A 12,070-nucleotide genomic window follows, 5' to 3' on the forward strand; every position below is an offset into this window, starting at 1 on the left:
AACAAATAGTTAAAAACTGGCATTACGCTTGCTATCTATTGTTGTTAACAAAAATATAACGTGAATAACCCTACATGGAGAGTAACAATGAAATACAACAAGCTGGTTAAAACTTTAGCGCTAGCAATGGCTTCTCTTGGCCTTATCAGTAATGCGTCAGCTGAAGAAGATCGCAGCTATATTTTAGCGACGGCTTCAACGGGTGGTACCTATTATCCAGTGGGTGTGGCCTTAGCGACATTGAGTAAAGTTAAGCTTGCGCCTAAGCAGCATTTTTCTTTAGCGGCTATCAGCTCTGCGGGCTCGGGTGAGAACGTAAAGTTGTTGAACGAGAACGAAGCTCAGTTCGCTATTCTACAAGGTTTGTATGGTGCTTGGGCTTGGCAGGGTTTAGGGCCATATGAGAAATCTGGCAGACAAACTCAACTGCGTTCAGTTTCCATGTTATGGCAAAACGTAGAACACTTTATTGTGCGTTCAGATCTAGCAAAAACAGGTACGGTAAGCGATCTAGAGAACCTAAACGGTAAGAAATTCTCTATCGGTAAGAAGAACTCTGGGACTGAAAACTCAGGTCGTCAAATCATGCAAGGCTTATCCGTGGACCCAGAACAATTTAAACTCGCCTTTATGGGTTATGGTGGCAGTGCGAGCGCATTACAAAATGGCACAATTGATGGCATGAATACGCCTGCTGGTGTGCCTGTTGGTGCGGTAACACAAGCCTTTGCTGCCTTGGGTGAAGATATTCAAATCTTGTCGTTTACCGATGCACAAATCAAACAAGCGAATGGTGATTACAATATTTGGACCAAGTATGAGATCCCAGCAAACACTTATCCAGGTGTCGACAAACCAATTACTACGATTGCCCAACCTAACTTCCTAGCAGTTCGCGAAGACATTTCTGAAGACGATGTGTATCAACTGACCAAAGCTATCTATGAAAACCTACCTTTCCTACAAGGTATCCATAAAGCAACCAAAGCAATGGCACTTGAGAAAGGGATCGCAGGCCTTCCTGTTCCGCTTCACCCAGGTGCTGCTCGTTACTATAAAGAAGTGGGTATAGAAATCCCTTCTGAGTTGATCGTCGACTAACCCTTTGTCTTCGATTAGCCATTTATCTTTAACTCGCTATTTGGCGTGAACTGAATATTCGCGTTAATTAATTGCTTGGTGCGTTTTCATATGTTTCGGTTGCTTTGTTTGATTTGACCGTCTCCGATTCGTTCGATTATTTGAAGTGAAAACGCACCACCCTACTTTATGGATTTTCTCTGCGCGTTTGGCTGTGGAGAGCAGGAGTTTTCTATGAGCGATTCGCTGCAGCAGGAACTGAAAAAATTCGAATTGCCTACCCGAACAGATTTCCCTTGGGTAGGCAAAGCAATAACGACAATGGGAGTGATACTCTCCCTCCTACATATTTGGTTTAATACCTTATCTACCTTGCCAGAGCTTTGGATTTCGGCGACGCATTTCGCTGGTTTCGCAATCATTTGCGCGCTTTGGTATCCCGCTCATATCTCACTGAAAAAGAGCAAGATAGCTCTGGCGGTCGATATCGGAATTGCCTTGGCGGCTCTGGCTTGTCTTATCTACATCCCCTTTGCAGAAGATGCGTTGTATGACCGAGGCGTAAAATTTATCGCCAGTGATTGGTTTTTCTCTATCTTGGCGATTGCCATCGTCATTGAGCTGATTAGACGCACTATGGGCTGGTTCATTCCAGTGCTTATCTTAGTGTGTTTAAGTTATGTAGTGCTTTGGGGACAATGGACCAGCGGTATTTTTCATTTTCCGGGTTTAAGCCTTGAGACGTTACTTTATCGAAGCTTTTATTCATCAGAAGGGATGTTTGGTTCGATCTCAAGAATCAGTTGGACCTTCGTGTTCATGTTCATCCTGTTTGGCGCATTCTTAGTGCGTTCGGGTGTCGGTGATTACATCATTGATGTGTCTCGCGCAGCGGCAGGCAAAGTGATTGGTGGCCCCGGCTTCATCGCCGTGATTGGCTCCGGCTTGATGGGCTCAGTCTCCGGGTCGAGCGTAGCAAACACAGTATCGACGGGCGTGATCAGTATTCCCTTGATGCAAAAGGCAGGTTTCCCTTCGCGCTTCGCGGCAGGTGTTGAAGCGGCTGCATCTACTGGCGGGCAGCTGATGCCACCTGTGATGGGTGCGGGCGCGTTCATCATGGCCTCTTACACGCAAATTCCTTATGTCGATATTATTGCGGTTTCCTTCGTTCCTGCGCTTATCTACTTTTTGTCTGTGGCATTCTTCGTGCGCATCGAAGCAAAACGCAGTGGTGTGCAAAAGGTGACTTCTGGCTGTGAGCCTCTATTGAAAGTATTGCTGTCGGGTTGGCACAACCTGATCCCATTAGCGGTGTTAGTGACTCTGTTGGTGAAGGGCTTTACGCCGACTTACGCTGCGGGCATCTCGATTCTGTCTGTCGTGGTGGCTTCATGGTTCTCTAAAAATCACAAAATGGGTCCAAAGGCGATCATCGAAGCGCTTTCTCAAGGCGCAAAAAACATGGCGACCACGGCTGTGTTGCTAGTGGGTATTGGTCTAGTTGTTAATGTCATTAGCACTACGGGAATTGGTAACACCTTCTCTTTGATGATCAACAGCTGGGCGAATGGCGAGTTACTGGTGATGATCGCCTTAATTGCACTGGCGTCTTTGATTCTGGGCATGGGCTTACCAGTAACCGCGGCTTATATCGTGTTGGGTACTCTGTCTGCACCAGCTTTGTATAAACTGATTGCTGAAAGTCAGTTGCTCGACCTGTTGGTTTCGGGACAGTTACCGGAACAGGCGAAAGCTATCTTCATGTTGGCTGCGCCAGATAAGCTTGATTTGCTGAACGCGCCAATGGCACTTGAAACAGCCAAAGAGATGATTGCGTTAGTCCCTGCTGATTTTGTGGAAACTCTGCTTGAACAGAGCCTTGGCTTAGAAGCGATCAGCCTTGCACTGCTTTCTGCCCACTTGATCATTTTCTGGCTATCGCAAGACAGCAACGTGACTCCGCCTGTTTGTTTAACTGCATTTGCGGCTGCAACCATTGCTAAAACACCCCCGATGAGAACGGGATTAATGGCATGGAAGATAGCCAAAGGCTTGTATTTAGTACCATTGTTGATTGCCTACACTAACTTGGTAAGTTGGGATGTGATCTCCGTGTTAGTCACGGGTGGCTTTGCTGTTATTGGTACTTACGCGTTTATCGCGGCGATTGAAGGTTATCTAGAGAGCGAAGTTAATATTATTACTAGAGTAGTGTTGGTTGCGGTAGGTATAGCTCTAGTATGGCCTGATGTTTCAGTCGTGATCCGTTTGGTATGTGTTGCCATTTTTGTTGGCATCTTTATCTACAGCGGTCGTAAATACGATGCTAATCAAGTGAAAATGGAATCAGAAAGTGAGGAAAAAAAGTTACCTCAAACCGGGTCTAACACTGTCGCGTCTTCCCTATAATTAAAAGGATTGAATGTAGGAATATTATGAACTCAATATACGACTATATTATCGTTGGTGGCGGCATTGTTGGCGTGTCGACGGCTTGGCAATTACAGCAAGCTCACCCTGATAAAAGTATCCTTTTAGTCGAGAAGGAACGTGGTTTCGCGCAGCACCAAACTGGCCATAATAGCGGGGTGATTCATGCTGGTGTTTACTACGCTCCGGGCAGTTTAAAGGCGGATTTTTGTAAACGCGGCGTAGAGCGCACCATCGCCTTTTGTAGCCAACACGATATCCCCGTCGAAAACTGCGGTAAGTTGTTGGTCGCGACCAATGAGCAAGAAGTGGAGCGAATGAATGCGCTCTATCAGCGTTGCCACGATAACGATATTGATGTTGATTTGTTGGATCAAGCTCAGCTCAAACTTGCCGAGCCAAATATCACGGGTTTGGGTGCGATTTATGTCAAAACCACCAGTATCGTCGACTACAAAAAAGTCACCGAAGTGATGGCTCAAGAGTTTGTTGAGGCGGGTGGTAAGCTTAGCCTTGGTACGGAAGTGATCATGGCCGATGAGCAAGAAGATGAAGTGCAGTTAACGTGCAAAGTAGATGGTCAGACTCTTCAACTGAACAGTCGATTCTTGATCACGTGTTCTGGCTTGATGGCCGATAGAATGACCAAGATGTTAGACATCGAAACCGACTTCCAAATCGTGCCTTATCGCGGTGAGTATTATCAGTTAGACGCTAAGCACAACCAAGTGGTGAATCATCTTATCTATCCGATCCCTGACCCAGAACTGCCTTTCTTGGGCGTGCATTTAACACGCATGATTGATGGCTCCGTAACAGTAGGGCCAAATGCAGTTCAAGGCTGGAAGCGAGAAGGTTATGGCAAGCTTAACTTTAGCTTCAAGGACACTTGGCAGATGCTGAGCTTTGTGGGTTTTTGGAAAGTGACTGCGAATCACTTGAAAACGGGTTTGGTCGAGTTTAAGAACTCGTGGTGGAAACCGGGATATCTAAAGCTAGTGAACAAATACTGCCCGAGTATTACGGTTGATGATTTTAAGCCTTATCCTGCTGGGATTCGTGCTCAAGCGGTACTGAAGGATGGCACCTTGGTCCATGATTTCCTGTTTGCCGAAAGCCCAAGAAGCTTACATGTATGTAACGCGCCATCACCGGCTGCGACCTCTGCAATGCCGATTGGTGAGTACATCTGTGGCAAGGTAATGAAAAAGACGGCTTGATGATAACTAAAGGTTATTAAGTTGAGATGCTCTCCGAAGACAATAAAAAATCCGCAAGCTCCAATCTATTTATGATCGTGGGCTTGCGGATTTTTAGTTTTAGCCGTGTTTGCTAGGTTTAATTGTTAGTCAATTAACCAACCTTAAAGCCAATCAGGAACGAAGTTAGCGACGATGGTGACATCACTAAAGTTACGGTAACCGCGCACCATGATGCTGAATTCACCCGCTGGCTTGTTCAATACACACTGTTCGTTGCTGCTGTTCTGGTATGGGCGGCAGTCGTAGTTCGCTTTCGATACGGTGCCGTTGTGTTTCACATATAAGTCGGCATCGCCACTTCGAGGGCCGGTTAATGTTACCGTTAACTGACCTGCACTTTGAGTCGTAAATGTGAAGAACTGCTCTTCACCATATCCTGCAGTAAGTCCTTTAACAGGCACGCCATTTTGCAGCTCTTTAGGGCCTGCAACGGGTGAATCAAGGCTGGTTTCGACAAGGTAAGCAATGGCTAGTTTGGCGAACTTGGTCGCGTGTGTCGCCGTAGGATCGGAGTTCTCAAGCGTGTCGTGCTCAGTGTGAATACTTGGGTTGTAATCATTGAACATGCTTTCGAATGGCATGGCAGCTGGGTAGCCAACATTGTGCCAAGAGGCGTGGTCAGAACAGGCATAGCCACAATCATCGAAACCGTAACTGATGTCGCTCGCGTAAGTGTCGATCAGCTCGCTTAAATAGGCGGTGAGGTTGCTGTCGGTGTAGTCTGTGATGAAGGTGATATCGTGCGCTGAACCGTTGTAGTTGGTCATGTCTAATTGCAATACCGATACAACGTTGGCTTGCTCATCTCTTAAAGCGTTGGCGACATCTTGTGAGCCACGTAGCCCTACTTCTTCAGCAGCATAACCATAGAACTTAATGGTTTTGTCTGGTTGAATACCACTGGCGATCATCAGGCGAAGCGACTCTGTTACCGTTGCAATGCCAGACGCATCATCATCGGCTCCCGGTGAGATGGTGCCTTCGCTTGTCCAAGATCCAACGGTCGAATCAAGGTGTCCACCAACCACGACGATCTCTTCAGGATATTTAGCGCCAAGCAGTGTCACTTCAACGGATTTCTGTGGGTATTCGGCATGCGTGATCTGGCGTGCAGACGCATACGGCACATCTTTAATTTCCGTCTCCCAACGTTCTAAAAGCCAATCTGAAGCAGCGACACCAGTAGAAGTAGTATAAAAACGGTTGGTGAAGTTGGTTAGATTTTCGATGGTCGTGACCATGTTGTTCGGCTCGACCTGAGCGAGTAGGTCGTTCACCGTATCTTGATGGCTGATAACTGGCTTTTCGAAGTTGCTCATGGTCAGTGGCATCGCTGCCGCTTTGAGTGCGCTTGCTTTGTCTTCGTGCACCATGTAGCCACCACAACGGTGGGTTTCTTCGTGCATGTGGCTAGATAGTTTCGCCAGCTCTTTCTGGTTGATTTTCGCGACGATGGAATGCTTGTTTCCGGTCACGCTTGGATAAACCGTTGCGCCATGCTGAGTCATTATATGCTGTGCGTCAGCATCGGTGGTGATCCAAACTTCTTCGTTCGCTGGTGGTGTGATGCCTAGGGATGCGTAAGCCGAAGTACTGTTGATTAAGGCTAAAGAACCTCCGAGTACAGCCAAAGCTAGCATGCTTTTTTGAATAGCCATTTGTCGTCCTTTTTATGGTGAGTATTGTTATGTTGATGGGGGTGATTTTTGTGTAATACGTGGATGTTTTTGTGTAGATGTTTCATTTTCTGAACAGTTAACCGCGAAAAGGGCCCCTTTCGGAGCCCTGAATTTACTATCGATTATTGTGTTTTAATGAAACGGTAATGCTTGGTTTCTGAACAGATATCGCTTGAGGTACACACTTGGTACTCCACATCTACTGTTCCGTTATGACGGAACTTGTCGACGTATGAGTTGAAGTCTGTAGCGCCAACATTCTTGCCATTGCGCTTAATCACGAAGTAGTCGTTGGTGTCGTAATCCCATGCCAGCTTAACGCGAGCTTTGCCGTTCGGGTTTTTGTTACCAAACTTCAGTTTTAGCGGGAAGCCTTCTGCTGAGTCACCTTCAATCGTGATCGACTTGCTGGTTGATGTTGCAACGCCTGCATCGTCAGTCACGGTTAGAGTCACCACGTAGTCGCCAGCTTCAGCGTAGGTATAACGAGTCACTTCACCGGTTTGCGTGTTGCCATCGCCTAGGTTCCATTGGTAAGAGACGATCTGGCCATCGCTGTCCGAACTTGTGCTACGCAGCTCTACTTCTTTGCCTACGACCGTGTGTTCGAAAGAAGAAACTGGCGGTACGTTAGCATTGCCTGATTCGTACGATGCTTTCAGATTTGCACCTGCGTAATCTGAGTAACCCAGAATGTTCACCGTGTAGCGACCAGCTGTTGGGTTTTCAATTACACATACTTCATCGGTTACGCTTTCACTCTTACAGATATTCTCTTGAGAGCTTGGCGCATAATCTAGACCAACATACATATCCGGATCACCAGTAGACACAGCAAGATCAATCGTTAGCTTGTCTTGGCCTTCTGGTACTTCGATATCGAAGTAAGTTTTTGAGCCTGTTTCACCAGCAACTGCGGCTTCAACACCGTTTTCAAGGCGTTGATATTCCGGTTCTGGTGGAAGTGGTGGTTCGCCACACGGTGATACACCCACTAAGTTAAACGCAGAAACAACATCATCGGCACTGTAGCCAAGGTCGGTTGCTGAGTTTTTCACGCCACAGGCGCCCTGCCAAAAGTCACTGTTTTCAGACCAGTAGATCTGGTTGGCTAGCACGAACAGTTCGAACGCTTTTTTGGTGTCCCAACCTTGTGTGGTTGCAAGATGGTAGAACGCCTTGTTGAACACGCCAGAGCTGTAGTGCACGTTTAAGCCATCGTAGTACTCGGATGCGTTGTTGATTGAAGAGCCATCGCGTGATGGATCGTCCATGTAACGCAGCGCACCTTCGCCTTTAAAGATATTGCGTCCGACCATCCAGTCGTTGGTGCCTTTCATATAGTATTCTGCGGCTTCACCGGCCATGTCAGAGAAGGCTTCGTTCATACCGCCCGATTGGTTTGCGTAGATCAAACCTGAGTTTTGCTCAGTGAAACCGTGGCTCACTTCATGGGCTGATACATCTAGGCTAACAAGCGGGTAAAAGAAGCTCTCCCCATCACCAAAGGTCATGGCTCTGCCGTCCCAAAATGCATTCTCGTAGTTTTCACCGTAGTGAACACGCATCATGAGCTTGAAGGAGAGTGGCGCTGTGTCGAACCAGTTTTTATACATATCGAACACGATGTTGCCAAAGTAATGGGCATCGTTGAGTGGTGAGAATGCGCCGTTCACGGCTTTATATTCGTTACGAGGACATTCATAGCTGTAAGTGGTGTCGCCGTCGGTCGCGCCATTAAGGTCAACGGTAACGACATTTTCAGACTCCATTACACACTCTGTGCCCACTTCTTGAACATCAAGGTAGTGGTAGTCGGTGCCGTATTCGTACATGCCGGTTTTTTCGTTGCCGCCAGGGCCAGTACCGATCTGAGCATGGGCAATACCTTCCCAGCGGTCGATGACTTCGCCTGTGTGCGCGTCTAGCATGGTGAACGGTCGAGTCGGCTGTTCACTGCCTTCTACTAGGTAAGAGACAACGTACACTAGTCGTGTTTTATCTACGCTTTGCTGTCCGATGCCTTGCTTCACAGAGCCTTGATAGATAAATAGCTGATGTTGAACGTTGTCTAGAGATTTGCTGGTTAAGCCTTGAGTCTTTAGATCTTTACTTGCGAGTTCAACCGCTTGAGCGCTGTTGATTGATGGCTTAACAAAAGATCGCTCTAAGGTCGTTGTTTTAAGGTAGCGACCTTGAACGGACTTAAGTGCGCCACCTTGGACACTTTGGGTGGCATTTAGGTAATGTCCCCATACCGGTGTTCCCCAGATGTTCTGCTGGATCTTAACTTTATAGATACCACGCTTTTTCAGGTTTACTTCTTTCACCATCTTGAAGCTAGAGGCGTTACTGACTCCTAACTGAGCGTTTAACCCAGAGAAGCTAGTAAAGTTGATCGGTTGATCGATTTGAACGGATTCACTTGCATGCACTGACAAAGACATAGCACTGGCTATAGCAACGGCAACTAAACGTTTTCTTATTTTCATTGTTGTTTTCTCTTTCCATGTAAAATCCAAGAAAACGTAACAAATTAATCACAGCGAATTTACATCATTCGATCTGATTAATTAGTAGCATGGCAATGATCTCTTTTATTCATGAAACTTATATTTCTCGTATTTACAGATAGTTATCATTTCTGTTTATTTTTGAACGCACCTATATGTTTATTTATAAAATCGTGACACTTTTATTAAGTGTTTATTTCTCTTGGAAATTAAGATTTTCGAGTAAATTGATCTGTGCCTCAATTAACGGATTCTGGGTTGATAGAAGGATCAACGATTTGAAAGTGTCACTTTAAACAGAAGGCCATTTAGCGAATTTAGGGGCAATTTTGATAAGAAATCGAAGACTTTTCGGCTTATTTTTCGAATTGTTAGTTAAAAGAGGGAAGGGGAATCGGGCACTTGTTTGGCACAGAGCACAAAATCTGCTGGATGAAAAAAGCCAGCGACGGGTCACTGGCTTAGACTAACTTAGTTTGTGCAGGCTACTGAATATAGGTAGGCAACTGCGACACTTAATTATGGTACGTGGCTAACGTCACTATAGCGAATTACTGCTTTTTACCGCCAACTTGTACGTAGTCGATACCGATAATACGGTTGATAATACCCAGAACAGAGCTCGTATCAGAGTTTGTTGAGCGAATCGTATCAACGGTTGCACCTTCAGGTACTAATTCCATTGCGCGGTCTTGAGTATTACCTGGAACTTGGAAACCGACAATGTTGAAGCTTTCAGCGTGCGCTGTGTAAACTTCTTCGTTGTGGCTAATACCAGAACAACCCGCTAGAGAAACAATGCCTAAAACAACTAATAACTTTTTCATACAAACACCTTAAGAAAGATTGGAATTTAGATTCAATAAGTTCATTGGGAGACAGCATCTCCCGACCGATGTTGAACATTATTCCAGAGGTGTTTTGTAGTTACTGTATGGGTTTGTCAGCGGAATCATTACATAGCTGAATGGTAATGGTGAATACCGCACCCTTTAAGGCTTGGCTCTGACCTACCTCCACGGTAGCGCCGTGTTGAGCACAGATCTTCTCGACGATAGACAGCCCTAAACCATGGCCGCTCTTGGCTTTGTTACGCGCTTTGTCGCCAACGTAAAAGGGTTCGAACAGGCGAGCTTGATGTTCTTGAGCCACACCATCACCGTCATCGTGTACCGCAATCTGTAGCTGATCTTGATGCACGGTCGCTGCAATCGACACTTGTGAGCGTGCGAATTTCATTGCGTTACGCACTAGGTTATCTAGTGCTCGGTTAAATAGCGTTTCATCCGCCATTATTGAGCTAGGTTGCTCTGGTAGCGATAGGTCGATGTTGAGCTGAGTGTCTTTGTTCCAACGCGCCATTGCGTGGTCGAGAAAGTCTCGAATCTCTAATGGCTTTTTTAAGTTTTCTAGGTCAGTGCTATCGAGTTTGGCGTAATACAATAGTTCATCGACCATCTTTTCCATCTCTTCCGTGTCTTCGACAATACTCTCAATCGTGCTTTCTTGCTCTGCGTTTAGCTGGGTGTCTTTCAACATTTCAGCTTGCCACTGAATACGGAATATTGGCGTGCGCAGTTCATGAGCGACAGCATTAGTGAGTGAGCGATTACTTTCTACCAAGCGATGAATTCTGTCGGCCATTAGGTTGAAGGATTTGTTCAATGAACCAATCGCAATACCACTTGAAGTCTCGGCTCGTGTCGAGAGATCGCCCTCCGCAAAACGCAGAGTGGCAGCCTCAAGCTTTTTAACTCGGCGGAAGATAATAAATAGATGACATAACCCATATAAGATAAAGCTCGCTAAAAAGAACAACCAAATGAGGTCATCCTCCAACTCTATTTTTTGCCTAACGAACGCTTCACTGTTGGGGAGGTAGTGATAGGTATTGTCACTGCTTGCTAAGCGAAACCATAGGTCCCGTTCATCATCGTGAAAAACAAAGGTATTCGGATTCGTGCTGAAGAACTCTGAAACGGGGCTGGGTATTTCATCGTCTGGGCTGAATGTAACCAATTTATTTCGTGTGGTTTCTACAAACTGGTTTATCGCTTGATGAGCCGCTTCAAGGCCTTGATTTTTAGCGATGTTCTCGATCAATTGCTGGTGGGCAGCCGCTTCGTAATCTTCCAGTACGTATTCGTAGTCGGTATTGAGCTGATAGACGCTAATCTCGTAGGCGACAAGGCCGGCCATAAAGCAAACTAACAGCCCTATTAAGGACTCCAAAAAGATACGTCGCATAATCGCTCTCTTTTATTACGCTCGTATTGAGCGAGGTTAACGCCAGGCGGTCGAAACAAATAAGTAACCCTTCCCGCGAATGGTCTGAATTTTCTCTGCTGGTGTGTGGTCGTCGCCCAAAATCTTTCTTAGACGTACAACCTTGTTGTCAATCGTCCGGTCTATTCCGTCGTACTCAATCCCGCGCAATGTTTGCGTCAAGTAGTCACGAGATAACGGCGTGTCTGGGTTGCTTGCCAATAACCAAAGTAGGTCAAACTCGCTGTCAGTGAGTGATAAAACCGCACCTGAAAGTTCACACTTCTTATAAGTGTTTTTCAGAACGAGTTGATCGAACTGAAGGGTGTCTGAGTCATCGACTGAAGCGGTATTGGTGTCTTGGCGGCGTAATAGCGAACGAACTCTGGCCAGCAGAACTCTTGGTTTGATTGGCTTGGTGACATAGTCATCAGCCCCTGTCTCTAAACCAGCGACGTGGTCAAAGTCGTCATCGCTAGCAGTGAGCATCAAGATTTTACCTTTATAGTGCGTACGCGTCTGTCGGCAGATTGTAAGTCCATCAGTTACAGGAAGCATCAAATCCAGCAGTACGATGTCAGGTTGCTCCGTGAGGATGGTGTGTGCGGCATCACTGCCATCGTCCAACACCGTGACATCAAAATCTTGCGCGACGAAGTAGTCCTGCAACATTTTCTGAAGTTTCAAATCGTCTTCCACGATGATCATTTTAGGTTTTGTCATTCCATTATCAGCCTTGTCGTGCGTTTCACTTATTGAGATTAGGTGAGCGAGTCTTCGTCGTGATGAACCATTACGATTATACGCTATTGCATATAAGTTCAGATGCTTCGCCAAA

Annotated in this window: 8 protein-coding genes; 3 read left to right on the forward strand and 5 right to left on the reverse strand. The window is 46.2% G+C overall.

Translation table 11 applies throughout. The features are described from left to right. Positions 1–87: 87 nt before the first annotated feature. The 3 genes from AB6D06_RS12850 to lhgO all read left to right on the forward strand — a co-directional run bounded on the left by AB6D06_RS12850 (position 88) and on the right by lhgO (position 4,733). A complete protein-coding gene (locus AB6D06_RS12850) occupies positions 88–1,101 on the forward strand; it encodes a TAXI family TRAP transporter solute-binding subunit (RefSeq protein ID WP_372106667.1) in 1,014 nt (337 codons plus the stop codon). 213 nt (positions 1,102–1,314) lie between these two features. Beyond that, a complete protein-coding gene (locus AB6D06_RS12855; RefSeq protein WP_017067838.1) occupies positions 1,315–3,492 on the forward strand; it encodes a TRAP transporter permease in 2,178 nt (725 codons plus the stop codon). A 26-nt stretch (positions 3,493–3,518) separates the two neighbouring features. After that, on the forward strand, positions 3,519–4,733 hold the full coding sequence (gene lhgO / locus AB6D06_RS12860; RefSeq protein WP_065584461.1) for an L-2-hydroxyglutarate oxidase: 1,215 nt from the start codon (positions 3,519–3,521) through the stop codon (positions 4,731–4,733). A gap of 143 nt (positions 4,734–4,876) precedes the next feature. Here the strand turns inward: lhgO and AB6D06_RS12865 are convergent, their stop codons facing one another. The 5 genes from AB6D06_RS12865 to AB6D06_RS12885 form a co-directional block, all read right to left on the reverse strand. Then, positions 4,877–6,433 (reverse strand): M28 family metallopeptidase, encoded by a 1,557-nt coding sequence (locus AB6D06_RS12865; RefSeq protein ID WP_065584460.1) that lies wholly within the window; start codon positions 6,431–6,433, stop codon positions 4,877–4,879. A 143-nt stretch (positions 6,434–6,576) separates the two neighbouring features. Continuing rightward, entirely contained in the window at positions 6,577–8,946 is a 2,370-nt protein-coding gene (locus AB6D06_RS12870; protein WP_372110403.1) for a M4 family metallopeptidase, read from the reverse strand. Between the two features lie 572 nt (positions 8,947–9,518). After that, complete coding sequence (locus tag AB6D06_RS12875) at positions 9,519–9,794, reverse strand: hypothetical protein (RefSeq protein WP_017065177.1); 276 nt, start codon at positions 9,792–9,794, stop codon at positions 9,519–9,521. A gap of 100 nt (positions 9,795–9,894) precedes the next feature. Further along, positions 9,895–11,214, reverse strand: coding sequence for a cell wall metabolism sensor histidine kinase WalK (locus tag AB6D06_RS12880; protein WP_102333556.1), 1,320 nt, complete (start codon positions 11,212–11,214; stop codon positions 9,895–9,897). A 36-nt stretch (positions 11,215–11,250) separates the two neighbouring features. Then, positions 11,251–11,955 (reverse strand): response regulator, encoded by a 705-nt coding sequence (locus AB6D06_RS12885; RefSeq protein WP_029235682.1) that lies wholly within the window; start codon positions 11,953–11,955, stop codon positions 11,251–11,253. Positions 11,956–12,070 lie beyond the last annotated feature (115 nt).

The sequence above is a fragment of the Vibrio sp. 10N.239.311.G01 genome (assembly GCF_041465805.1).
Lineage (GTDB): Bacteria > Pseudomonadota > Gammaproteobacteria > Enterobacterales > Vibrionaceae > Vibrio > Vibrio crassostreae_C.